Consider the following 25,626-nt stretch of genomic DNA (forward strand, 5'->3'; position numbering starts at 1 on the left):
TTTATAGCTTTTAACTAGATCACTTTTTACTAGCTTATTATGTACTGTGATTAAGCAGTGCCTTTAGTTTGCCCGGTTTAATTGGCTTACTCAAATAATGAATATTAGCGGCTTTTGTTTCTTGCTTAAGCTCGGTGTCGCGCACTGCGGTAATTAAAATAGCGGGTACTTGGCTTTGCCATATTTCGCGCAGGGTTTTAATCAGTGTTATGCCGTCGCAGTCACTACCTAATTGATAATCCATTAAAATAACATCGGGGGCGCTATTTTGTTTTGCGTGCGCGAGTACTTTATCTACATTATCAAACAATGTGTAATTAGCCTGCCACTTTTTAAGTAAGCTTGCCATTGCAGCTAGGTTTTCTGGATCGTCGTCTACGGCAACAATATTAATTGCTGCACGGTTTTCTATTAAGTTATTTGCTGTCGGTTTTTGCTGCACAAATTGCACATCGCCGTAGGGCACTTCAATACTAAAACGGCTACCTTTATTTGGCTCTGAATGCACATCAAGCGGCAAACTTAGCAAGTCAGCCATACGTTTTACCACACCTAGGCCTAAGCCTACGCCTTTGTTATCGCCCGATTCTACGCGATAAAAGTCGTTAAATATTTTAGCTTGCTCTACTTCGCTAATACCTGGGCCTGTATCCCATACTTCTATTCGTAAATTATGCTTTCGGTTCCTGCAGGCAATTAATACACGGCCATTATCGGTGTATTTAACTGCATTAGAGACCAAATTTTGAATAATTCGGCGCAGATAGGTTATATCACTGTGCACAACTTGCTGGTTTGAACGCACACTAAGCTTAAGGCCTTTATCACTCGATAAAATAGCGTATTCACTTTGTAGGGGCGCTAAAATATCTTCAATATAAAAGTGGCGAGGTGTAGGGGTCATAGCGCCTTGTTCTAGCTTAGCTATTTCAAGCAATGCCGACATTAAATGCACGGTTGAATCAAGACTGTCGCCTAGTTTTTCAAAGCTGTTTTGGTTAGTGCTATCGAGCTGTTTTTCGTCAATGGCAGCAAGGTATAAACGTGCTGCGTTTAACGGTTGTAAAATGTCGTGGCTCGCCAGTGCTAAAAAGCGCGTTTTACTATCGTTGGCTTGCTCTGCTTCTCGTTTGGCTAAAGTAAGTGCTTGCTCGGTTTGTACACGGCTATCTATTTGAGCTTGTAAGTCTTTATTAATAGTTTGCACTTCTTGAGTTCGCGCTTCTATGCGGTTTTCAAGATCCATGTTTACTTCTTCAAGCGCATTTTGTGTACTTATGTGTTTAGTAATATCCGAGAAGCTGGTAACAAATCCGCCATCGGGCAGTGGATTACCAATCATCTCGTACACTTGTCCATTACGACGATGACGAATAAAGTGATGCGAGCTGCCGTATTTCAAGTGCTGTACGCGTTTTTCTACTTGGCGTTGTATTTCGCCAGGGCCACATTCACCACGGTTAGCGTTGTACCTTATAATGTCCTCTATGGGTTGACCTACTTCTAAAAAACCTTCTGGGTAGCCAAACATTTCGCCGTAACGTTTATTCCATGCAACGAGTTTTAAATCTTTATCGACAACCGAAATACCGTGACTTAAATTTTCAAGCGAAGTAAACAATAGGTTTTGATTAAATTGCAGTGCTTGCGTAGTTTCGTCAAAAAAGTTTACAACTTCCTCAAACGCCATACGTTTACCTGATGAAACAGTGTGTATTAATGCTTGCGCTGATGATGCACCAAGTACACCGGTTAATGCGCGTTCGCAATAGGCTATAAAGTCAGAATCAGGATGTGCGTTGTTGTCGCTTAAATGATGAGCAAGTGCATAATGCGCTAATACTTGTTGGCTACGCTGAATACCTAAAAAGGTTTGTAGTAATATTTTAAAATCGTAAACGGTCGCTTTTACATCTTTGTTTAGTCGTCTTGATAAAATAGACTGATCTTTAGGATTAACAAATGCAGCGGCCTGAATTTTATCAATTAAGCGCTCCTCAGCCCCAAGTGAAAAACTAATGTAACACCCAATATTGGCAAACAAAGCTATCAATGTTCCGCGCGTTATAAGCGTTTGTTGCAGTTCGCTGTCAAGTGTTGCACCGGCATCAAGTATTGGCAGCATTAAAAACAGTACCCAGCAACTAAAGCCAGCAACTAAACCTGCATACACCCCATACGCATGGCCTTTTCGCCAATATAAACCGCCTACAATAGAAGGTAATAATTGCGTAACAAGTGAAAATGCAACTAAACCCATGCTTGCCAGTGCAGTGCTGTGGCCAAACCATTGTTGGTAAAAGTAAGCCAATATTAAAATACCGGCAATAGCAAAGCGCCTTACAAGTAAAATTTGTGACTTATAACTGGTGGTAATTAAATTGCGTTTAAATTTACGACGCAGTATAAGAGGCAATACGACATCGTTAGATATCATCGTACTTAACGTAAGTGTTGCTACTACAATCATTGCTGTTGCTGCTGACAAACCGCCTATAAATACAAAGGTCGTTAAAAAGGAATTGTCGTTAATTAGCGGTAGCGCAAGCACAAAACTGTCGGGCGAGTAACCACTGCCAATTCCAGGATGAATTGCCGCTGTCGCAATAGGTAAAATCATTGCGGCAGTTAACAATAAATACAGCGGAAAAGCCCACCGAGCGGTAAGTAAGTGACGTTTGTTTTGGTTGTCGACCACGGTTACATGAAACTGGCGTGGCAAACATATAATAGCTGCAGCGGCCATTAAGGACTGACCAATAAAGTTAAAGCTAAAAAGTTAAAGTCGCTCCAGTGTGCCCAAATCGATTCAGTTACTTTATTTGTGGTGGCTTCGGGTAAATTGAAGAGTGTAAATACTGCAAGGCCCGCTACGGCAACAAGTGCAATAAGTTTGATCATAGATTCAAATGCAACAGCAAGCATTAACCCGGAACGATATTCAGTAACATCAACTTTGCGAGTACCAAAAAATATCGCAAATAGAGCCATAATCAATGTCGCCGAAAGGGCAAGCATATCGCCTGAAATTTTAGTGCTACTTTGCAGTAGTAAAAAGCTGGTACTAAGCGCTTTCAGTTGCAATGCAATATAAGGGATAGTTGCAAGCAATGCGATTACAGTAACCATAATTGCTGTAGTTTGACGTTTACCATAACGAGCTGAGATGAAGTCAGCGATGGTGGTTATGTTTTGCTTTTTACTAACCAGTACTAGTTTACGTAAAAAACCTTGCCCGAAAAAAAATAACAATGCAGGACCAAGTAAAATAGGCAAATAACTCCAGCTGCTGGTGGACGCAGTGCCCACCGACCCGTAGTAAGTCCACGAGGTACAATAAATGCCCAGTGACAGTGAGTACACAAATGGATGATGGCTAATGCGCTTTGCCAAAGGCGTTGTTTTATCGCCCCAGTTGGCAAGCCAAAACAACAAGCCTATATATCCTAAAGCAACAAAAATGAGTACGGCAGTCATGGTGTTATTAAACCTTATTATTGTAAATAATCCCTCAATCCTATGAGCTTTTAATACAATACCAGAACTGAAGTTAAGTGTGAGACTTGAATTTAAAATAAATTTTTATTTTATTTCTATCTTATTGAATATTAATAATAATTATAAAACCTCCAAAAGTATAAGACTAATGTCGCATTAATAAGCCGTACACATATCAAGTAACTAAGTGGATCTATAAAAATAAGCTAAGCAGTTGAAATTAATTAAAAATAATGACAATTATGCTATTAGTTAAATGCAGTTTACGTAAACGTTAACATACTGTTACGACTATGGTCTCAATTCAATATCTAACAAGCGTTGCTAAATTGGTAAGCGAAGATAAAAAACCACTCATCGCAATATTGCGGTGCTTAAAGGGGAAAACAAAAATGGCTTTTAAAGATGAAGAACAAGCAAAAGCTTATTGGGCAGAAAACATTTCGCTGTTATTTAAACTATTAGCAGTGTGGTTTATTGTGTCTTTTGGCTTTGGCATATTACTGGTTGATGTACTTAATGAAGTACGTTTTTTGGGGTTTAAACTTGGCTTCTGGTTCGCCCAGCAAGGCGCGATTTATACCTTTGTTGCTTTGATTTTTGTGTACGTTTTCAAAATGAATACGTTAGATAAAAAATACGGCGTAGACGAATAGGAGCTAAGCAATGGATGTTCAAACACTCACGTTTATAATTGTTGGTTTAAGCTTTGCGCTTTATATTGGCATAGCTATTTGGGCCCGAGCGGGTTCAACTAAAGAGTTTTATGTAGCGGGCGGCGGCGTACCTCCTCTTGCTAATGGTATGGCAACAGCTGCCGATTGGATGAGCGCCGCGTCGTTTATTTCAATGGCGGGTATTATTTCGTTTGCAGGTTACGATGGCAGCGTTTACTTAATGGGGTGGACAGGTGGTTATGTATTATTAGCCATGTGTTTAGCGCCTTACTTACGTAAATTCGGCAAGTTTACTGTGCCAGACTTTATTGGCGACCGTTACTATTCACGCACCGCGCGTTTAGTGGCAATTGTATGTGCCATATTCATTTGTTTTACTTACATTGCAGGGCAAATGCGTGGCGTAGGCGTGGTATTTTCACGCTTCTTAGAAGTAGAAATTGAAACTGGTGTTTACATTGGTATGGTGATTGTATTCTTTTATGCGGTACTTGGCGGCATGAAAGGTATTACCTACACGCAAGTAGCGCAGTATTGTGTACTTGTATTTGCCTACCTTGTACCAGCCATTTTTATCTCGATGATGATGACGGGTCACTTCTTCCCACAAACCGGTTTTGGTGCCACATTAATTGGCAGTGACGGCGTGTACGTACTTGATAAATTAGATGGCTTAAGCGCTGAACTTGGTTTTGCACAGTATACCGAAGGCTCTAAGAGCATGATTGATGTGTTTGCTATTACTGGCGCGTTAATGGTCGGTACTGCTGGTTTACCACATGTAATTGTTCGCTTTTTCACTGTACCTCGCGTAAAAGACACGCGTATTTCTGCAGCATGGACTCTTGTGTTCATCGCGATTGTTTATACTACAGCCCCTGCGGTTGCAGCTTTTGCTCGTGTAAACATGGTTGATACCATTAACGGCAAAGACGGTAGCGGTACTGCTTACGCAGAAGCACCTGCGTGGATTAAAAACTGGGAACGCACAGGTTTAATTACATTTAATGATAAAAACGGCGATGGCAAAATGTTCTACACGGCGGGTAAAATCACCGATCCGAACAGTGCTAACGAAGTGAACGTAGACCGCGATATTATGGTATTAGCTAATCCAGAGATTGCTAACTTACCTGCATGGGTAGTTGCACTTGTAGCAGCGGGTGGTATTGCCGCCGCACTGTCTACAACAGCAGGTTTACTACTGGTTATTTCGACCTCCGTTTCGCACGATTTACTCAAGCGAACCCTCAAGCCCGATATTACCGACAAGCAAGAGTTACTTGCAGCGAGGTTGGCAGCCATGGTCGCTATTGTTATCTCCGCGTACTTTGGTATTAACCCGCCTGGATTTGTGGCATCGGTAGTGGCCTTTGCATTCGGCTTGGCGGCAGCGAGTTTCTTCCCTGCAATTATTATGGGTATATTCTCTAAAACAATGAATCGAGAAGGCGCCATTGCAGGCATGGTAACGGGTATTGTATTTACCGCTGCGTATATCATCTTCTTTAAGTTTGTTAGCCCAGAGCTAAACAGCCCAGAAAATTGGTTCTTAGGTATTTCGCCTGAAGGTATTGGCTTAATTGGTATGATTATTAACTTTGCAGTTGCTGCAATTGTTCTTAAGTTTACTAAACCTACACCGGTTGAAATTCAAGAAATGGTAGAAGGTATTCGTAACCCTAAAGGGTCAGCTGAAGCGCACGATCACTAGGTTACATTTATAGATATAGTTGAAAAAACATAAAGCACCAAAAGCCCGACTTTAGTCGGGCTTTTTATTTGTTTAATAAATAAGTACATTAGATTGGTACATCACCATTTAAAGAGTGAATACAATGAGTGTAGAGCAACAAGAAATAGCCCAATACGTTTGTTTGCAAGCGCCTTTTACTATGCTTGATAGCAGCGCATACGAATATTTTGTAAATCATCTTGATATTATTTACCTCACCCGCGAAAACCAGACTCAGTGGTTACAAAGTGAAAACCCTAAACTGTTTTTAATTCGCTCTGGTTTGTACGACCTAGTTGATGGCAAGGGCGATGTTGTTACACGCTTAGCGCAAGGTGACTATTTTGGTTTTCCGTCGCTGTTAACCGGCGAGGCAATTCAAAATAGATTAGAAGTACAAAAAGAGGGCATAGTGTATATGCTCTCTCAAACGCACTTTGATTTTTTACGCAGAGAATATAAATCGTTTGAGCAATACTTTGTACGCGCTCATGCTAACCGGTTGTTGTCATCGCATTATAAAAGTAAAAATGATAGTTGGTCTGAACGCAAAATATCAGAGCTGATGACCCGCACAGCAATTACACTTACGCCCGATGCAAGTATTAGGCAAAGCGCTAAAAAAATGAAAGAGCATGGCGTATCGTCAATAATGATAACGCAGCACGCGCACTTAGTAGGGGTGGTAACCGACCGCGATTTACGCAACCGAGTACTTGCCGACGAGGTAGATCCACAAGACGCAGTAAGCAGTATTATGACCGCCAAGCCCAAGTTTATATTTGAAAATAACCGAGTGTTTTCGGCGCTACACTTAATGCTTAAATACAATATTCATCATTTACCCGTGCTTGACGAAAACCATAACCCGATAGGGATGATAACCAGCACCGATTTACTGCGCCAACAAAAAAGCGACCCCGTACAGCTTATTGGGCGCATATACAAAGCGCATACTGTTACTGATTTAAAACGCTACGCTAAAGAAATCCCCGAACTTTTGCGTGGTTTTTCGAATAACATTGACGACATATCGCTAATTGGTAAATTACTGAGTGGTTTAACCGATGCACTCACATCACGCCTTATTCACTTATTTCAAGAAGAGCATGGTGCAGCGCCAACCAGCTTTAGTTTTATTTGCTTTGGCTCGCAAGCACGTGAAGAACAAACTCTGCATTCAGATCAAGATAACGGCTTATTACTCCCTAACGACTTAACCACCGAACAACACGCTTACTTTAAAAGCATGGGGGAATTTGTATGTGAAAACTTAGTTGAATGCGGCATTAGACGTTGCCCAGGTAATATTATGGCAAGCAGCGATGAGTGCCGAATGAGCGTAAACGACTGGAGCGAGCGCTTTTTTAAATGGATAAAAAGCCCTACTCCTAATGCAATGCTCAACTGTAAAATATTTTTTGACCTGCGCTTTATTGAAGGCTCAAATGCTTTATACACCGCTTTTTGCGAGCAATTAATTCGTATATCGCGTAACGACTTATTCTATGCAGCAATGGCAACCGACATAAGCAGCAACAGCGTGCCAATTGGTTTATTTAATAAATTTAAAACAGAAAAAACGGATAAAAAAGACAAATACATAGATTTAAAAAAACGCGGTGTCGTAATTATAAATGACATAGTGCGGTTATACGCTTTAAAAGCGGGTATTAGGCGCGCCAACACACAAGAGCGATTAGACGCACTACTAAAACATAACCTGATCAGTAAAGAAGATATATATAATCTAAAAGACTGCTGGCGGTTCTTAACGCAGCTTCGTTTGAGTACACAAATAAACGAAGAGGGCTTGCCAAGTAATTGTATTAATCCTAATAAATTAAACTCACTAGAGCGCCATCAACTAAAAGAAGCGTTTTACCTTGTTAAACAAGCGCAACAAGCCGCCGCGTTTAAGTTTGCTCGCGGCAGTTTATGATGATGGATTACTAACATGGTTAAAAAACTACTCACTCGGTATTTAAAGCGCCGTAAATTACTAGGTAAAAATGCTTTGCAACAGCGTTACTTAGTGATTGATTTAGAGCTAACTGGCCTTGATGCAAAACAGCACGAAATTGTATCGGTAGCGTGGGTGATAATAGATAACCAATGTATAAAAATGAGCGAGTCGCAGCACCTGATAAATAAAGATGTAAAAAGTTTAGCTCAAAGTCCTGTTTTTCATGGGATTAGCGATGATGCTATAGCAAAGGGGCTAAGCCTAAACAGTATATTAATGCAATTAAGTAACCATTTTAGCGACTGTATTTTAGTATTTCATAATGCCATGCTCGACTGGGGTTTTTTAAAAATAGCGCTTAAAAATGCCAATATAACAATACGGCCTAAACTGATAATTGACACACTGCATATTGAGCAAAAGCGCTTACTGCATCATTCAACTGAAATAAAACAAGATGATTTAACCCTTAATGCTTGCCGCACACGTTATGAGTTACCAAGCTATCATTGTCATCACGCACTGACCGATGCACAAGCCACTGCCGAGTTACTGCTAGCCCAGTGCCATCAAATAAGCCGTGGCAAAGAGTTAAAAGTAGGCGAGTTGATGTAGGTTGGGTAGAGGACAGCGACACCCAATGATAAAACGCCTTATCGGTTAACACCGAGGTTTAATGATAGTCATTTTACTTTTATTATTACCTGTATAGTTATAGGTACGCTTACGTAATCATTATTTAACTAATTACTCCAAGGAACGAACATGAAACTCATCACTACTATTTTCTTAACCTTATTCCCACTTATCATTTTTGCTAATTCAAGTTTACCTCCCAATCGCCATATTGCAGTGCAGGGTACTGCTGAGGTATTGGCTAAGCCCGATATGGCTAAGATTTCTTTTGAAGTAATAAGCTTTAAAGACAAATCACTTGATGCTAAACGTGATGTTGATGATCGAGTAAATTTGTTACTTAAAGGATTAAGCAAGTACGGTGTTAAGGAAACGGATGTTTCTGCTACAAGCCTGTTAACTCACAATGATGACGATATGTTTAATGTTGAGAGTGGCACAATGATTAATGCAGGATTTGTAGCAACAAGAACACTTAAAGTAACATTAAGAAATATTGAAAAAGTGAATGATTTTATCGATTTTGCACTAAGTGTAAAAATTAATGAAGTGACGAATATTGAGCTTATGTCTTCAAAAGCCGCGCAGTTAGAAGCTCAAGCAACACAGGGCGCAATAGATAACGCTATAGTTAAAGGGGGTAAGCTTGCTAAAGCATTTGGGGTAGAGCTTGGAAAAATTTACAGCATTAATTCAAATTCTAACCGTTCAAATTATGGTTATGGCGCAGATAATTTTGAGAGAATAGTTGTGAGCGGTTCTAAAGTTACTAGAAATCCATTTGAGCAAGGCAGGTATCTACAAGAAACTATTACATTTAAATCATCAATAAACGTGGTGTTTGATTTAGAAGTAAATGATAAATAAAGCAAGCGATTAAATTTAGACTACAGCTACATTGTTTTTTGTTATTACCTTAATTTAAAGTTTCTAATGCTACCCTCTTATAATAATACTCAAGGTCGATTACAATACCGCCATCAAAAAGGCACATAGCCTTTATCTGCACGCTAAAAGAGTGGATTTTATATTTCATGGCAATCAAACTTGCAATTAATGGTTTTGGTCGTATTGGTCGAAATATTGTCCGCGCGTTATACGAGTCTGGTTTGAGCGACGAGATTAAAATTGTTGCGATTAACGAACTTGCTGACCCTGAAGCTATTGCTCATTTATTAAAATACGACACATCCCACGGTCGTTTTTCTTTTCCTGTAAAACTTGGTGAAGACACCATTAGTGTTGCAGGCGATACCATTGCACTTTTTTGTGAAGAAAACCCAATTGAATTACCTTGGCAAACCCTTGATGTAGATGTGGTACTTGAATGTACGGGTGTTTATCACTCGCGTGAACATGCGCAGTTACATATTATTGCAGGCGCTAAAAAGGTGTTGTTTTCGCATCCAGCCGATAACGATGTTGATGCTACAATTGTTTATGGTATCAACGACGATGAGCTTAAAAGCGAGCACACTATTGTGTCTAACGGCTCGTGCACAACTAACTGTGTTGTGCCGGTTATTAAAGTACTCGATGATGCATTTGGTATTGAGTCGGGCGCTATTACAACGATTCATGCGTCGATGAACGATCAACAAGTGATAGATGGTTATCATCATGATTTACGCCGTACTCGCGCTGCAAGCCAATCAATTATTCCAGTTGATACAAAGCTCGCCCGTGGTATAGACCGTATTTTACCTAAATTTAAAGGCCGTTTTGAAGCCATCGCTGTACGTGTACCGACTATAAATGTCACGGCAATGGATTTGAGTGTAACGGTTAACACCGATGTAGATTTAAACGCAGTAAATAATGCACTTAAAGCACAAGCAAAAGACCGCCTTGAAGGTATTTTAAGTTATACCGAAGAGCCGCTTGTATCGGTTGATTTTAATCACGACCCACATTCTTGTATTATTGATGGCACACAAACACGTGTTAGTCACAAACGACTGATAAAGTTATTAGTATGGTGTGATAACGAATGGGGTTTTGCTAATCGTATGCTCGACACAGCGCGTGCTATGATGGCAGTGAATAAGTAATTTATTAATATAATAATTTTAAACGTATTTTTCAGGTTCAGTATCGTTAACTAAGGAGATGTTCATGTCGGTCATAAAAATGGCAGATTTAGATTTAAACGGCAAACGCGTATTAATTCGTGAAGATTTAAATGTACCAATTAAAGCAGGTAAAGTGACGTCAGATGCGCGTATTCGTGCAGCACTGCCTACTATTAAATTAGCCCTTGAGAAAGGCGCTAAAGTAATGATTATGTCACACCTTGGCCGTCCTACAGAAGGCGAGTATGACGAAGCGTTTTCGCTTGCGCCTGTCGTTGATTATTTAAACGATGCCCTTGAGCAAACTGTACGTTTGGAAAAAGATTACCTAAACGGTGTTGATATTGCTGATAACGAAGTAGTTGTGTTTGAAAATGTGCGCTTTAATAAAGGCGAGAAAAAAGACGACGAAGCGTTATCTAAGCAACTTGCAGCACTGTGTGATGTATATGTAATGGATGCATTTGGTACGGCACATCGTGCACAAGCATCTACCCATGGCGTTGGACTGTTTGCTGATGTGGCATGTGCAGGTCCATTGTTATCGGCTGAACTTGAAGCGTTAGGCAAAGCACTTGATAATCCAGCGCGTCCATTAGTGGCGATTGTTGGTGGTTCTAAAGTATCTACTAAGCTAACCGTTTTAGATTCACTTTCTAAAATTGTTGACCAATTAGTTACCGGTGGCGGTATTGCTAATACCTTTATTGCTGCATCAGGTAGCCCAGTTGGTAAATCGCTTTACGAACCTGATTTAATGGATGAAGCGAACCGTTTATGTGCCGCAGCGATTGCAAACAACGGTGAAATTCCGGTACCGACAGATGTTGTTGTGGGTAATGAGTTTTCTGAGTCTGCTGTAGCTACGCTTAAAGATGTAAGCGAAGTGACAAGCGACGATATGATCTTTGATATTGGTCCTGATACAGCAAGCAAGCTTGCAAAAATTATTGCAAATGCGGGCACGGTTGTATGGAATGGTCCTGTTGGCGTGTTCGAGTTTGACCAATTTGGTAATGGTACACGTGCTATTGCACAAGCAATTGCTAACTCAAATGCGTTTTCGATTGCTGGTGGTGGTGATACCTTAGCCGCAATTGATAAATACGGCATTGCCGATAAAGTTTCTTATATTTCTACTGGTGGTGGTGCGTTCTTAGAATTTTTAGAAGGCAAAAAACTTCCAGCAGTTGAAATGCTAGAGTCGCGCGCTAAGTAATTTTAGTGGCGTAAGGTGAGGGGGTAATAGCCCTCACCGACAATTAATTACTAAATACCTCTCACCCTAATTTAGTCGTTAATTTAGACGGAATATTACTGCAAAGCAGTGGTTTTTCGTGGCGTTGTTATAACGCCAAACTAACACATCCGTTCAAACTAGATGGTAGGGAACTACTGTCGATAAATTGGAGAATACCCAATGGCTTTAATCAGTATGCGACAACTTTTAGATCATGCAGCAGAGCATGGTTACGGCGTACCTGCTTTTAACGTTAACAATCAAGAGCAAATGCGCGCAATAATGGAAGCGGCTGACAAAACAAACAGTCCAGTAATCGTTCAAGGATCAGCGGGCGCACGTGCTTATGCGGGTGCTCCATTTATTCGTCATATGATTTTAGCAGCCGTTGAAGAATGGCCACATATCCCCGTTGTAATGCACCAAGATCACGGCACATCGCCAGGTGTATGTCAGCGTTCAATTCAGCTTGGTTTTTCATCAGTAATGATGGATGGCTCGTTAATGAGCGACGGTAAAACCCCTTCAAGCTACGAATATAATATAGAAGTAACGCGCGAAACTGTTGCTATGGCGCATGCTTGTGGTGTATCGGTTGAAGGCGAGTTAGGTGTACTTGGTTCACTTGAAACAGGTGAAGCTGGCGAAGAAGATGGCGTTGGTGCAGAAGGGTTATTAACAACGGATCAAATGCTAACAGACCCTGAAGAAGCGGCTGATTTTGTAAATAAAACACACGTTGATGCACTTGCAATTGCTTGCGGTACTTCACACGGTGCTTATAAATTTACTCGCCCACCAACAGATGACATTTTAGCGATTGACCGTATTAAAGCGATTCATGCACGTATTCCTAACACGCATTTAGTGATGCATGGTTCGTCTTCTGTTCCACAAGAATGGTTAGAAATTATTAATCAGTACGGCGGCGAAATTCCAGAAACCTATGGTGTGCCAGTTGAACAGATTGTTGAAGGCATTAAGTTTGGTGTTCGTAAGGTAAATATTGATACCGATTTACGCTTGGCATCTACCGGTGCAATTCGCCGTCATATGGCGTTAAACCCATCTAACTTTGATCCACGTAAATACCTAGCTGAAGCAACTAAAGCAATGACAGAGATTTGTGTTGCACGTTATAACTCGTTTGGTACTTCTGGTCAGGCTAGTAAAATTAAGCCAATTTCACTTGATGAAATGCACCTTAAATACTTAAGCGGCGAACTAGACCCTAAAATTAGATAATAGATCAATTTATAATTGATCACTTTGAAAGCCAGTAAACCAGTTGCTGGCTTTTTTAATGTCAGCCCTTTTTATATTGCAGGTATGGCTTCTATTGATCAGATCACTGTACTATCAACGCTGTACTTTGGGATCACGCATTTACTAACACGAGTGATTTTGGATCGTTATTTTACTAAGTAAAATAGATATTGATAGTATTTTAAGCTTTTAAGTAATCTGATCGTTATGTGTTTGCACAAACAATCAACAGTTTAGATGTTTGACTAGGTACAACTCTGATCTGTAAATGGATCGCCTTGGTAAAAATCTGATCCTTTATTTGGGGCTTAGTAAAATTTAGATCTATTTTTAAACGTATTAATTGTTACACAGGCGGGTTTGTAGATTTTAAAATGGTTTTAAAGTCACTTTTAAACGATCGATCGGTCAAAAAATCTTGGTTAGTAAAACAATGATCCCAGCTAATTTGGTGTTATTTAGTGATTTAAATAACAACCACAAGCAGATAATTTCATAAACTAGCGATTTTATAAATTTATCGTAAATCTCTTTTTATTACGTAAAATATTAAAAAGGTTTTAAAAATATGACGTTAATGAGGTTTTTTGTCACTAATTTGTGTTTTTTTACCACCATTTTAATTTACACGTTACACTTTCATAAAAATGTCATACTTAGTCATAATAATGAAAACTAATTCTATAGCGTAAGAGATAAATTGGAATGTCACGTAAAGTACTAGTCGTAGATGACGAAGCTCCTATTAGGGAGATGTTGGTTTTTGTTTTAGAGCAAAATGGATTTCAAGCAATTGAAGCAGAAGATTACGACTCTGCTATTGCAGCTATGGTTGAACCTTACCCAGATATGGTTTTACTTGATTGGATGTTACCAGGTGGAAGCGGTATTCAAATTGCTAAAAAGTTTAAGCAAAACGAACACACCCGCCAAATCCCAATTATTATGCTTACAGCCCGCGGCGAAGAAGAAGACAAAGTACGCGGCCTTGAAGTAGGTGCTGACGATTACGTCACTAAGCCGTTTTCTCCTAAAGAGCTTATGGCACGTATTAAAGCGGTTATTCGCCGTGTATCGCCAACCTCATTAGAAGAAGCCATTGAAGTACATGGCCTGCGTTTAGACCCTATTTCCCATCGTGTTACTTCAGAAGGTAACGAGCTTGATATGGGGCCAACCGAATTTAGATTACTGCACTTTTTTATGACCCACCCAGAGCGTGTTTATAGCCGTGAACAACTGCTTGATCATGTATGGGGAACCAACGTTTACGTAGAAGATCGCACGGTTGATGTGCACATTCGCCGCCTGCGCAAAGCAATAGGCCCACTTGGACACGACCGTTTGGTGCAAACTGTACGTGGCGCTGGGTATCGTTTTTCTAGTAAGCTGTGATCAGCTTAAAGCTTAGCTAATGTATTACTACTCTAAGGTAAAGTGAGTGTATGTATCGAGTTGTTAATAAGCAGGCGTTAGTAAAGCGTCTGTTTATCTATTTTTTACCCTTACTATTAATTGGTGTGCTAATTGGTGCGCCATTTTTGCTTTTATTTTTAGGATCTTTTTCCCTCCTCATTTGGCACTATCATCAGCTTTATCGTTTGAGTGATTGGCTACTTAATCAACGTAGCTTTAATCCACCAGAGGGCGAGGGGGCATGGGAGCAAGTGTTCGAAGGTATATATCATCTGCAGCACCGTAATCGTAAAAAACGTAATGAGCTTGCTGATTTAATTCGCCGCTTTCGCGATGGTGCAGAAGCGGTACCTGATGCGGTTGTAGTATTACAAAGCGATTTGAGTATTGTGTGGTGTAATCAATTAGCGCTTAAAGTGCTTGGTTTGCAGTGGCCAACCGATCATGGTCAGCGCCTTGATAATTTAATTCGCGAACCTAAGTTTGCTAAATACATGCATAAAGGCGAATTTGACGATGCGCTTGAGCTAGATAACGGTCATAGCATTGAGCAAGTACTAGAGTTTAGGGTAATGCCTTATGCCAGCACGCAACTTATGGTTGTTGTGCGTGATGTAACACGCTTAAAGCAGCTTGAACAAATGCGTAAAGATTTTGTAGCCAACGTATCACATGAACTGCGTACACCGCTTACGGTTGTTACAGGGTATCTTGAGATGATGGATGGTGAGATGATGCCGCCTCCCGCAATATGGGGTAAGGCTCAAAATACCATGCTTGAACAGTGTAAGCGTATGGATAGCTTAGTGAGCCAGCTCTTGTCGCTTTCGCGGATTGAAGGTGCACGCCGTCAAGATAATGATAAAGCCATAAATGTACCGCAGTTGCTGGATTATGTTCACACTGAGGCAAATTCAATTAATCAAGACAAAGGCCACGAGCTTATTTTTGATATAGATAAAACTCTTGATATTAAAGGCTCTGAGGATGAACTACGTAGTGCGTTTTCTAATTTAGTATTTAACGCGATTCATTACACCAAACCAGGCGGTAAAGTGGAAGTATGTTGGCAGCGCAAAAATAATAAGGCGTATTTCAGTGTCACTGATAATGGTGATGGTATTGCGCCGGAACATATTAATCGTTTGACTGAGCGCTTTTATCGCGTCGATAAAGCCCGTAGCAGAACAACAGGTGGCTCAGGTTTAGGGCTCGCTATTACAAAACATGTATTAACACGCCACGATAGTAAATTAAATATTAGCAGTGAAGTAGGTAAAGGATCTTGTTTTTCCTTTGAATTTTCAATAGATAAGATTGTTCCATTAGCTAATAAATTAAGCTAATAAGTTAAGTCATAAAAGTGTCATTTAAGAGTAATGTAACTGTCATGTACTCACTTTAGAGTGGGCACCAGTTACAAAATGGGACGAACAAATCGGAGAACCCACCATGAGATTTAAAAACTTAGTTGCCGCAATGGGTGTGGCTGTTACAACTTTCGTATCTGCACAAGCAGTTGCTCTAGACCAAGATATTCCTGAGTATCAAAAAATTAGTGGTGTTTCAGGTAACTTTTCATCAGTAGGTTCTGACACTTTAGCCAACATGATGACTTTTTGGGCTGAAGAGTACAAACGTATTTACCCAAATGTAAATATTCAAATTCAGGCAGCGGGCTCTTCTACTGCGCCACCGGCATTAACCGAGGGGACAGCTAACCTAGGTCCAATGAGCCGTCAAATGAAATCTAAAGAAATCGAAGCGTTCGAAAAACGTTACGGATATAAACCAACAGAAGTACGTGTTGCAATTGATGCACTTGCTGTATTTGTGCATAAAGATAATCCAATTGAAGGTCTTCGTATTGACCAAGTAGATGCTATTTTTTCATCTACTCGTAAATGTGGTGCACCAGAGCAAGTTAACCGTTGGAGCGATGTTGGTCTAACAGGTGATTGGGCAGCGAAAGACGTACAGCTTTACGGACGTAACTCAGTATCAGGTACTTATGGTTACTTTAAAAAGAAAGCACTGTGTAAAGGTGATTTTCGTAACAACGTAAATGAGCAACCAGGTTCTGCATCTGTAGTACAGTCAATTTCATCGTCATTGAACGCAATTGGTTACTCTGGTATTGGTTATAAAACATCAGGTGTACGTACAGTACCACTTGCTAAAAAAGGCGCCAATTTTGTTGATGCAACACTCGATAACGTTGCTCAAGGTAAATACCCGCTATCGCGCTTTTTATATGTTTACGTGAATAAACACCCGAATAAGCCGCTATCACCTATGGAAGAACAGTTTTTAAGAATGGTACTTTCAAAAGATGGTCAGCAAATTGTAGAAAAAGACGGTTATGTCCCTCTTTCTGCAAAGCTAGTAAAAGCAGAACTTAAAAAGCTTGGTTTAAACTAACAAGTTACAAACAATAAAAAACCGCTCATTGAGCGGTTTTTTTATGCCTAAAACTAAAAACGTTAAGGAATTAAATATTGCCTAACTTTTCGGCTTGTACTTTGCATTGATTGTAGCTCTCAACACATTTACCCGAGCATACTTGTTGCTTCAAGCCTTCAGCCGTTGATTGTTGTGCGCAGGTACTTTCGCATTGGTAATTTTGTTGAGCACACTGATTCATTTCAGAGTTTTCAACTTGGTTTTGACAACCTGCTAATAGTGCAAAAGTAAGGGCGACTACGCTTGTTTGTATTAAAGTGTGCATGTTAATCCTTAAAAAGTGAGTCGCTATAATATTAAATTTCGACCTGTATGTTGTCGATCAATCTAACACCACCAAAATAGGCTGCGGCTAAAATAACAAATTGAGTATCTTCGATTGTAGCAGTTTTTAATGTATCTCGTTGAGCAATCTCAAAATAGTCTGGTTTCAAACCCGCTTGCTCTAAACTTTGTTTAGCTGCAGATTCAAGTTTAGCAAAATCTTTTTCGCCGTTTTTAAGTTGTTCAGTGCATGTATTAAGTGCTTTAAATAAAACGGTTGCTGTCGCTTTTTGTTCATCAGACAAGTAGCCATTACGCGAGCTCATAGCAAGGCCAGAAACTTCTCGCATAGTAGGTACACCGATGACTTCAACCGGAATTGATAAATCGCGCGTCATGGTTTTAATTACTTGTAGCTGCTGAAAATCTTTTTCACCAAAGCAAGCATAGTCAGGCTGTACTAAGTTAAATAACTTAGTAACAACCGTGGCAACACCTCTAAAATGACCCGGGCGTGAGCCACCGCAGTAGCCTAATGAAATATCAGGTACATCTACAAAACTTTGTGCACCTAATCCATTTGGGTAAATTGTTTCTACACTTGGGGTAAATACAATGTCAGTGCCTAGTTCTGCAAGGCCTTGTTTATCTTCGTTTAACGTTCGAGGATAGTTATCTAAGTCTTCGTTAGCACCAAACTGCATAGGGTTAACAAAAATACTCACAACGACTTTATCGGCTAAGTTCTTTGCTTTTTCTACTAATGAAAAATGCCCACGGTGCAAGTTGCCCATAGTCGGTACTAATGCAACGCTAAGCCCCGCTTGGCGCCAGGCTTTAATTTGACTACGTAATGATCTGATTTCAGTGATTGACTGCATTATTTAAACTCGTGTTCAGCGCTTGGAAAAGCACCACTTTTAACATCGGTACAATACTTTTGAACGGCTGCAGGCATATTGCCTGTTTCGAGCAAAAAGTTTTTAGAAAATTTAGGAATGTAACCTGCTGAAATACCAACAAGGTCATGCATTACCAGTATTTGGCCGTCAGTTAAGCTGCCTGCACCTATACCAATAGTTGGGATGGTTAGGGCGTCTGTAATGCGTTTTGCCAGTGCACTTGGAATACACTCAAGTACTAATAATTGTGCGCCAGCAGCTTCTAGTGCTTTTGCGTCATCAATCATTTTTTGTGCTTTGTCTTCTTCGCGGCCTTGTATTTTAAAGCCACCAAATACATGAACTGACTGCGGTGTAAGGCCTAGGTGCCCACAAACTGGAATACCTTGTTGAGTGAGTGTTTTAATGCTCTCGTAAAGCCACTCTCCGCCTTCAAGCTTAATCATGTTTGCGCCAGCGCGCATAAGCTCAGCTGCATTTTTACAGGTATCACTTACGCTTGAGTAGGTCATAAAAGGTAAGTCAGCAATTACAAATAATTCGCGGCTACCAGCGCGTACACAGCGGGTATGATATGCGATATCTTGATTAGTTACGCCAAGGGTGTCATCGCCGCCTTGTAGTACCATGCCCAAAGAGTCGCCCACTAAAATAACTTCAACGCCGTTATCATGAAATAACTTTGCAAAACTAGCGTCGTAGGCTGTTAATGCAGTAATTTTGTTATTTTCTGCTTTCATTTTATTTAAAGTAGAAACGGTTATTTTAGACATAATATCCTCGCAGGCAAAAGCCTAGGTTAATTACAGAGGTAATTGTTGTAAGTCATTGAGCGGTAAGTTATTTGCAATATCTTGCAATGCAACACCGCTAGGTAAAATAAGTTTGGGTGCTAGTTCTAACAATGGATACACTACAAATTCACGGACATTCAAACCGTAATGAGGCACGGTTAAGCGCGCAGTATTTATAATGTGATCGCCAAACAATAGAGTATCTATATCAAGTGTGCGTGGACCCCAACGCTCAGCCTTTCTTACTCGACCATGCTCAAGTTCAATATGTTGGGTTAAATCAAGCAATTGCTCTGGCCCAAGGGTCGTTTTAATGCACGCTACGGCATTGATATAGTCTGGTTGATCTTGTGGGCCCATAGGCTTACTTGCATAGTAATGCGAGACGTTTATAAATTCACAATTAGGCAGCTTTTTAAGCGCGATTACCGCGTTATCAAGCTGCTCTTTTGGTGAGTTTAGGTTGGCACCTAAACCCAAATAAACACAGTGCATGTTATTACTCAGTTGGCTTTTTAGTGGGTCGACGGCGCTTTCGCGGCTTAGGACCACCTTGATGACCTAAGTTTTTAACCATCTCTTTTTGGCCGTTTATATCTTGGCTTAAGTATTGTGTCCACCACTGGGCAAGCTCAGTATGTTGTGTTTCGCCCGCAGCAACACGTAATAATAAAAAGTCGTAAGCGGCTTTAAAGCGAGGTTGCTGGGTTAATCGGTAAGCACGTTGACCAGCACGTTTATCTAAACGATGCTGAATATGCCAAATATCTCGTGCACCTAACGTAAAGCGTTTTGGTACTGCAATGTGTTGTGCACTTTCGCTAAGCACTTTATTCATCGCTTGTGCAAAAGCATCGTATTCAATTAGTTGTTCTTGTTCTTGAATTTTTTTAGTTAGCTCTAATAATGGGAACCAAAGTAGCGCTGCAAAAATAAACGCAGGCGTTACTTTTTTATCAGTATTAATGCGTTTGTCGGTGTTTTGAAACATTTGCTGAATAAGCGCGTGTTCTAAACCACCTGGGTTTTTATCTAAAATTTTATCAAGCTCAGGGAACAATGAGCGGAATAAGCCGTATTTACGCAGCATTAAAAAATTAGCTTCAGCTTTGCCGTTTAAAAACAGTTTAAGAATTTCTTCGAATAAACGTGCAGGCGGAATATTATCAAGCAAACTTGCTAGTTCAGTAATGGGTTTTTCGCTTTTAGGGGCAATACTCATATCAAGTTTAGTTGCAAAACGAACTGCACGTAGCATACGAACAGGATCTTCGCGGTAACGCGTTTCTGGGTCGCCAATTAATTCAATTTGCTTAGCTTTAATTGCAGCTAAACCATTGGCGTAATCGTGGATGCTAAAATCGTTAATTGAGTAGTAAAGTGCATTGATTGAAAAGTCACGGCGCTCCGCGTCTTCTTCAATACTGCCAAATACATTATCACGAAGTAATTGACCTTCATCGCTTGATTGGCTGATTTGGTTTTTATCTTCTTGTGCTTCGTGGTGGCCACGCATAGTCGCTACTTCAATAATTTCACGACCAAATACAATGTGCGCTAAGCGAAAGCGACGACCTATTAAACGGCAATTTCTGAATAGTTTTTTTACTTGATCAGGTGTCGCATTTGTTACCACATCAAAATCTTTTGGTTGCTGACCTAACAATATATCGCGAATACAACCACCAACAAGGTAGGCATCGTAGCCACCGTCTTTTAAACGATAAAGTATTTTGATTGCATTTGGGCTAAATTGTTTGCGAGAGATACCATGTTCACCACGAGTGATCACTAACGGTTCGCTGCTTACAGATGCACTTACAGGCGTGTTTTCGGCACTCGTATTTGGGCCGATTATTTGTCTGCAAAATTGAAAAAGCTTGGAAATAATAATCTGTCTCCTAGAAGGTGTTGATTGGCTCGCCATCGCAATCAAAAACTACAGCAAGTATTGGTGTTATAACGTAATACTAACTGTTTAACGTAAATAGCATATATTTAGGCGGGTATCATATACCAGCAGGGTTTAAAAATTAAGTTGATGTGTTGAAATTAAGCCGTTTTTAGTGATTTTTATTTACTTAATTGTGTAAATTGGATGGCTTGGCTAGTTGGATGCTGAGAAATTTGTATTTCGGACACTTGTGGTACCTGTTTTAAGCTAAAGTTTTTAATTCCCCAAGCGATTAATTGTTCAATATTTAAATCGATTAAATCAGCTATAACAGGCAATCCTAAAAATTCAAATGCACTAATTAAAGCAGGCTTTGGATTTTGTTTGCTAATGGCAGGAGCATAATTTTGTTTAGACAGTTTAAAACCGGGCTTGGCTACCGCTAAAGGTAAATGAGCAAATTCAGGCACAGGGCTATTGAGTTGTTTAAATAAACTAATTTGCCGTGCGGTTGGCTCAATTAAATCAGCGCCTCGTACAATTCGATTAATCCCTTGTGCAATATCATCAACTACTACTACAAGTTGATAGGCAAATAAACCATCGCTACGTTTGATTAAGTAATCTTCATGGGCGAGGGTGCTATTGACGTTAATATCGCCTTGAATTAAGTCATTAAATTGAGTCGTTGGATGCTGTTGAATTAAGCGAAGCGCACCGGATTCAGTGTTGTGATTAAGTGCTTTGCAATGCCCCTGATAAATACCGCCAATAGCTTTTATTTGTTTGCGAGTACAGGTGCAACCATAAATAAGCTTTTGCTTTAAAAGTGAGTGGGTAATATCTTGATATAAAGGCAGACGCTGCGTTTGATACACAACAGGTTCGTCCCAGTGAAGTGCATAGGCATATAAGGTATTTAGAATATCGGAGTCGGCGTTTTTAACCACGCGCGTAGTGTCTATGTCTTCTATACGAACTAACCATTTTCCATGGTTAGCTTTTGCATCTAGGTAACTACCCACAGCCGCTACAAGTGAGCCAAAATGTAATGGCCCAGAGGGAGACGGTGCAAAACGCCCGCGATATTTACGCATAGGCGAAGTAACGGCTGTAGGAGACATACTAATTAATAGGTATTAATTAGCCGCGCCCAGATTGCTTTTCTTTAATTTCTGCAAGTGTTTTACAGTCTACGCATAAATCAGCTGTTGGACGTGCTTCTAAGCGGCGTATACCAATTTCAATACCACAAGACTCACAAAAGCCAAAATCATCTTCTTTAATCAAATTAATTGTTTTTTCAATTTTTTTGATTAATTTACGTTCGCGGTCACGAGTACGAAGTTCTAAAGAAAACTCTTCTTCTTGTGCAGCGCGGTCAACTGGGTCAGGAAAGTTAGCAGCTTCATCTTGCATGTGCGATTTAGTACGGTCAACTTCATTTCTAAGATCGTTGCGCCAAGTTTCTAAAATCGCTCTAAAATGAGCACGTTGTGCATCATTCATGTACTCTTCACCTGGTTTTTCTTGGTATGGTTCTAAACCGGCTTGAGCCAATAAACCGTGTTTCTTTTGGTCTGGCATAACTCTCTCCTAAATCCTTAATTTAATGCCTCAGCATTAGCCGGCGGTATAAATAACAGAATCTTATACCCTAGGCAAATTTATTTTTAATTAATCGAATTAGCTTCAACCATGCTTACTGAGTAAAAAGTGCGTTAATAGTTTATTTACGCTTCTAATTAATTCACATATTTGCTTTCTAAAACTTGCCTAGTTATGTGGGCAAAAACTTTAAAAACAAGTTAGTTTGACGGATGCAAAACGACAATTTTAAAGTTTTATTAAAGCTAAGTGTCATTTAAAAAACAAAGTTAACTTAACATAATGTATTTACATGTTTTTATATAAATATAATTTTTTTATGAAGCATGACTTCATTAGCAGAAACAATCGCTTTGTAAGCCAAAACTTCAACGCCCTTGCTAATTGCTAGGTTTAATAATTGAGCGTATTTTTTGTCTATATGGGCCGCTGCACTGACGGTATTTATTCCTTCATGCATAACAGCGAACAGTAATACTGCTCGGTGGCCTTGTTCGATCATTTCTATTAGCTCACGTATGTGTTTTTGCCCGCGCAGCGTTTGTGTATCAGGAAAGTAACCTTGCCCGCTTTGTGGTGCATCCTGGCTTAATAATGTGACTGATTTAACTTCTACGTAGCAATCGGGCTTATTTTCGTCTGTGAGTAAAAAGTCGATTCTGCTGTTTTCGCTGCCGTACTTTACTTCGCTTTGCAATTGACTGTAGTCGAGTAGCTCGCTTATCACATTATTGTTTATTGCTTCTTCTACTACTTTATTAGCCACTGCTGTATTTACACAAATAAGCTGCGATAAGTTATTTTGCGTAAGCTCTAATGAATGCGGGTATTTTCGTTTTGCGTTATCGCTCGTTGAATAAAAAGCAGTAAAACCAGGCTCTGCGCATCCCGTCATTTTACCTGTATTAGCGCAGTGGGCGGTAAATTCGCTGCCATTACTTAATTGTAAATCAGCTAAAAAGCGTTTGTAGCGTTTCAATAATATGGCTGATTGCAGGGCAGGCATGTACTTCATAATAATTTCCAAAGGTCAGTAGCGTGATTTATGTTATTTATCTCAAGCTGTTGGGAACTCAAGCGCTCTATAGTAGACTCGTTGGCACATTTAAGTGCAAAGGTATTCTAACATGAGTGAAAAATTTGTTGTTCAACTAAGCGAGCAGTCTGCACCAAGCCATTGGGGCGAAAATGCGTCGTTATCTTTTAACGAGCGCGGTGCAACTGTTCATTTGTCTGAACAAGAAACATTAAAAAATATTCAAAAAGCAGGCCGTACTATTGCAATCCAAGGGGTCAAAAACGTCGAATTAGCAGGCGATGCCTGGTGTACAGAAAGCCAATGGGCTTTTTACCAAGGTTTTGTAACACCAAAATCATTAGATGGTGTTGAGTTTGTTGATAATGCACAATCAGATCTTAAAGAACTTGCTCACTTAAAAGTATCGGCAATTTGGGCGCGTGAAATGGTTAACGGGACTGCTGATGACATTTACCCAGAAAGCCTTGCTGAAAAAGCCGCTGAATTTATTCAATCATTAGCGCCTGAGCACGTAAGTTACCAAATTATTAAAGGCGATGCGTTACTAGAACAACAATGGATTGGTATTCATGCTGTTGGTCGCGGTAGTGTTCGCCCGCCAGTATTGCTTGAGCTTGATTACAACCCAACAGGCGACGAAAATGCACCCGTTAGTGCAGCGCTTGTAGGTAAAGGTATTACGTTTGACTCAGGTGGTTACTCAATTAAATCAAGCGAAGGTATGTTGGGTATGAAGTGCGACATGGGCGGCGCTGCAACAGTAACTGCAGGTTTAGCATTGGCTATTAACCGTGGTATTGAAAAGCGTATTAAGCTGTTTTTATGTTGTGCAGAGAACTTAATTTCGGGTCATGCATACAAATTAGGTGACATTCTTACTTATAAAAATGGCACGACTGTTGAAATTGTAAACACCGATGCTGAAGGTCGCTTAGTACTTGCTGATGGCTTAATGGCCGCAGGTGAGACTGGCGCTCCACTTATTATTGATGCAGCAACACTGACTGGCGCAGCGCTTGTTGCTGTTGGCCAAGAGTACAATGCATTATTTGCACTTGATAAAGGGCTTGTACGTGAAGTTGAAGATTTCGCTTCTCAAGAAATGGAAGCAGCTTGGCCACTTCCTCTTGAAAAATGGCATCAACAAAATTGCCCATCTCCTTATGCTGATACAGCGAATAGCCGTGCACAAAAAGGTGGTGGTTATGGCGGTGCATCGAATGCGGCAGGTTTTTTATCGCGCTTTGTACCAAACGATGGTAAAGGTTGGCTGCACATCGATTTAGCTGCTGCTTTTAACATGGGCAGTACAAGTCAATGGGCAGCGGGTGCAACAACTCAAGGTATGCGTACGGTTGCACGTACTTTACAAGAAAAAGCATAATATTTACTAAATTACGCTTTTTACGCTAAAAATAGGCACCCTTGGGTGCCTATTTTTTAATTTACAGGCAAGCAATTTTTTTTTATTTACGGTAAAATCCTGCGCCAACACCTGTTTGAGTTTAATTTTTGGTTAACTCTGAGCAGCGTTCAAATGTTATATCCACCACTGGGGTTTCTAATTATGTCAGATAAGTGCTACATCACAGCTCAACAGTTACTTGAAGATTCGTTCCGCGTAGCGGCGCAAGTATACCAAGACGGCTTTCGTCCTGATTTTATTATTGGTATTTGGCGAGGTGGTGCACCAATCGGTATTGCTGTTCAAGAATATTACGATTACAAAGGCATTGAGACTGATCATATTGCGGTACGCACATCGTCTTATTATGGTATTGGTAAGCAGTCGAAAGAAATTAAAGTACACGGTTTACATTACATTGTAGAGAACGCAAATGCAGGTGATTCATTATTAATTGTTGATGATGTATTTGACTCTGGTCGTAGTATTGTTGCATTAAAAGAAAAGCTTTCAGAGCTTATGCGTTTAAACTTGCCACGTGACATCCGTATTGCGTGCCCATATTACAAACCAAAAAACTCAAAAGTAGACACTGTTCCAGATTATTATATTCATGAGTCTGAGGAGTGGTTAGTGTTCCCGCATGAACTATCGGGTTTAACACCGGATGAAATTATTGCTGGTAAATCTGATCTTGTGAAAATTCATGATATTTTGCTAGAGAAGTAATTAGTAATTTGCATAAATAAAA

At 40.1% G+C, this 25,626-nt stretch carries 21 protein-coding genes and 1 pseudogene; 13 read left to right on the forward strand and 9 right to left on the reverse strand.

Annotated features, from left to right (window positions below; all coding sequences use genetic code 11):
• Window positions 1-37: 37 nt before the first annotated feature.
• Window positions 38-3,477, reverse strand: a pseudogene (locus P20652_RS19140) (PAS-domain containing protein).
• A 413-nt stretch (window positions 3,478-3,890) separates the two neighbouring features.
• On the opposite strand from P20652_RS19140, the gene P20652_RS01950 reads away from it, so the two are divergent.
• From P20652_RS01950 to P20652_RS01900, 11 genes are all read left to right on the forward strand, one after another.
• Complete coding sequence (locus tag P20652_RS01950) at window positions 3,891-4,154, forward strand: DUF4212 domain-containing protein (protein WP_008172190.1); 264 nt, start codon at window positions 3,891-3,893, stop codon at window positions 4,152-4,154.
• A 10-nt stretch (window positions 4,155-4,164) separates the two neighbouring features.
• Window positions 4,165-5,889, forward strand: a complete 1,725-nt coding sequence (locus P20652_RS01945; protein WP_008172193.1) for a sodium:solute symporter family protein — start codon at window positions 4,165-4,167, stop codon at window positions 5,887-5,889.
• A gap of 124 nt (window positions 5,890-6,013) precedes the next feature.
• Entirely contained in the window at window positions 6,014-7,852 is a 1,839-nt protein-coding gene (locus P20652_RS01940; RefSeq protein WP_008172195.1) for a DUF294 nucleotidyltransferase-like domain-containing protein, read from the forward strand.
• A 15-nt stretch (window positions 7,853-7,867) separates the two neighbouring features.
• Window positions 7,868-8,491 (forward strand): 3'-5' exonuclease, encoded by a 624-nt coding sequence (locus P20652_RS01935; RefSeq protein ID WP_008172197.1) that lies wholly within the window; start codon window positions 7,868-7,870, stop codon window positions 8,489-8,491.
• Between the two features lie 150 nt (window positions 8,492-8,641).
• Complete coding sequence (locus P20652_RS01930; RefSeq protein ID WP_008172198.1) at window positions 8,642-9,379, forward strand: SIMPL domain-containing protein; 738 nt, start codon at window positions 8,642-8,644, stop codon at window positions 9,377-9,379.
• 167 nt (window positions 9,380-9,546) lie between these two features.
• Entirely contained in the window at window positions 9,547-10,563 is a 1,017-nt protein-coding gene (gene epd, locus P20652_RS01925) for an erythrose-4-phosphate dehydrogenase (protein ID WP_008172200.1), read from the forward strand.
• A gap of 64 nt (window positions 10,564-10,627) precedes the next feature.
• On the forward strand, window positions 10,628-11,803 hold the full coding sequence (locus P20652_RS01920; protein ID WP_008172202.1) for a phosphoglycerate kinase: 1,176 nt from the start codon (window positions 10,628-10,630) through the stop codon (window positions 11,801-11,803).
• 201 nt (window positions 11,804-12,004) lie between these two features.
• Complete coding sequence (fba, locus tag P20652_RS01915; RefSeq protein ID WP_008172204.1) at window positions 12,005-13,069, forward strand: class II fructose-bisphosphate aldolase; 1,065 nt, start codon at window positions 12,005-12,007, stop codon at window positions 13,067-13,069.
• A 726-nt stretch (window positions 13,070-13,795) separates the two neighbouring features.
• Window positions 13,796-14,485 (forward strand): phosphate regulon transcriptional regulator PhoB, encoded by a 690-nt coding sequence (gene phoB, locus P20652_RS01910; protein WP_006791869.1) that lies wholly within the window; start codon window positions 13,796-13,798, stop codon window positions 14,483-14,485.
• Between the two features lie 50 nt (window positions 14,486-14,535).
• Window positions 14,536-15,852, forward strand: a complete 1,317-nt coding sequence (gene phoR, locus P20652_RS01905; protein WP_008172209.1) for a phosphate regulon sensor histidine kinase PhoR — start codon at window positions 14,536-14,538, stop codon at window positions 15,850-15,852.
• A gap of 106 nt (window positions 15,853-15,958) precedes the next feature.
• Window positions 15,959-16,927 carry a PstS family phosphate ABC transporter substrate-binding protein gene (locus tag P20652_RS01900; protein WP_008172210.1) on the forward strand — a complete coding sequence of 323 codons (969 nt, stop codon included), beginning with the start codon at window positions 15,959-15,961 and terminating at the stop codon, window positions 16,925-16,927.
• A gap of 70 nt (window positions 16,928-16,997) precedes the next feature.
• Here P20652_RS01900 and P20652_RS01895 read toward each other — a convergent pair whose 3' ends face one another.
• The 8 genes from P20652_RS01895 to sfsA all read right to left on the reverse strand — a co-directional run bounded on the left by P20652_RS01895 (window position 16,998) and on the right by sfsA (window position 23,446).
• Window positions 16,998-17,234 carry a hypothetical protein gene (locus tag P20652_RS01895; RefSeq protein WP_008172211.1) on the reverse strand — a complete coding sequence of 79 codons (237 nt, stop codon included), beginning with the start codon at window positions 17,232-17,234 and terminating at the stop codon, window positions 16,998-17,000.
• 31 nt (window positions 17,235-17,265) lie between these two features.
• A complete protein-coding gene (gene panC, locus P20652_RS01890; RefSeq protein ID WP_008172212.1) occupies window positions 17,266-18,114 on the reverse strand; it encodes a pantoate--beta-alanine ligase in 849 nt (282 codons plus the stop codon).
• Complete coding sequence (gene panB / locus P20652_RS01885; protein ID WP_008172213.1) at window positions 18,114-18,908, reverse strand: 3-methyl-2-oxobutanoate hydroxymethyltransferase; 795 nt, start codon at window positions 18,906-18,908, stop codon at window positions 18,114-18,116. The genes panC and panB overlap by 1 nt, the downstream gene beginning before the upstream one ends.
• Window positions 18,909-18,938: 30 nt before the next feature.
• Window positions 18,939-19,424, reverse strand: a complete 486-nt coding sequence (gene folK, locus P20652_RS01880; protein WP_008172214.1) for a 2-amino-4-hydroxy-6-hydroxymethyldihydropteridine diphosphokinase — start codon at window positions 19,422-19,424, stop codon at window positions 18,939-18,941.
• A 4-nt stretch (window positions 19,425-19,428) separates the two neighbouring features.
• A complete protein-coding gene (gene pcnB, locus P20652_RS01875; protein ID WP_193371795.1) occupies window positions 19,429-20,856 on the reverse strand; it encodes a polynucleotide adenylyltransferase PcnB in 1,428 nt (475 codons plus the stop codon).
• Window positions 20,857-21,002: 146 nt separating this feature from the next.
• The gene (gene gluQRS / locus P20652_RS01870) at window positions 21,003-21,947 is read right to left on the reverse strand and encodes a tRNA glutamyl-Q(34) synthetase GluQRS (RefSeq protein ID WP_008172216.1); all 945 of its coding nucleotides are present in this window, start codon (window positions 21,945-21,947) and stop codon (window positions 21,003-21,005) included.
• Window positions 21,948-21,966: 19 nt separating this feature from the next.
• Window positions 21,967-22,410, reverse strand: a complete 444-nt coding sequence (dksA, locus tag P20652_RS01865; protein WP_002962671.1) for an RNA polymerase-binding protein DksA — start codon at window positions 22,408-22,410, stop codon at window positions 21,967-21,969.
• Between the two features lie 319 nt (window positions 22,411-22,729).
• A complete protein-coding gene (sfsA, locus tag P20652_RS01860) occupies window positions 22,730-23,446 on the reverse strand; it encodes a DNA/RNA nuclease SfsA (RefSeq protein WP_008172217.1) in 717 nt (238 codons plus the stop codon).
• Window positions 23,447-23,558: 112 nt separating this feature from the next.
• Here sfsA and pepB point away from each other — a divergent pair, with 112 nt between their 5' ends.
• Together pepB and P20652_RS01850 are read left to right on the forward strand one after the other, a co-directional pair.
• On the forward strand, window positions 23,559-24,854 hold the full coding sequence (gene pepB / locus P20652_RS01855) for an aminopeptidase PepB (RefSeq protein ID WP_008172218.1): 1,296 nt from the start codon (window positions 23,559-23,561) through the stop codon (window positions 24,852-24,854).
• A 183-nt stretch (window positions 24,855-25,037) separates the two neighbouring features.
• Window positions 25,038-25,604, forward strand: coding sequence for a phosphoribosyltransferase (locus P20652_RS01850; protein WP_002962666.1), 567 nt, complete (start codon window positions 25,038-25,040; stop codon window positions 25,602-25,604).
• The last annotated feature ends 22 nt before the right edge of the window (window positions 25,605-25,626 follow it).

Source organism: Pseudoalteromonas sp. BSi20652 (genome assembly GCF_000239855.1).
GTDB lineage: Bacteria > Pseudomonadota > Gammaproteobacteria > Enterobacterales > Alteromonadaceae > Pseudoalteromonas.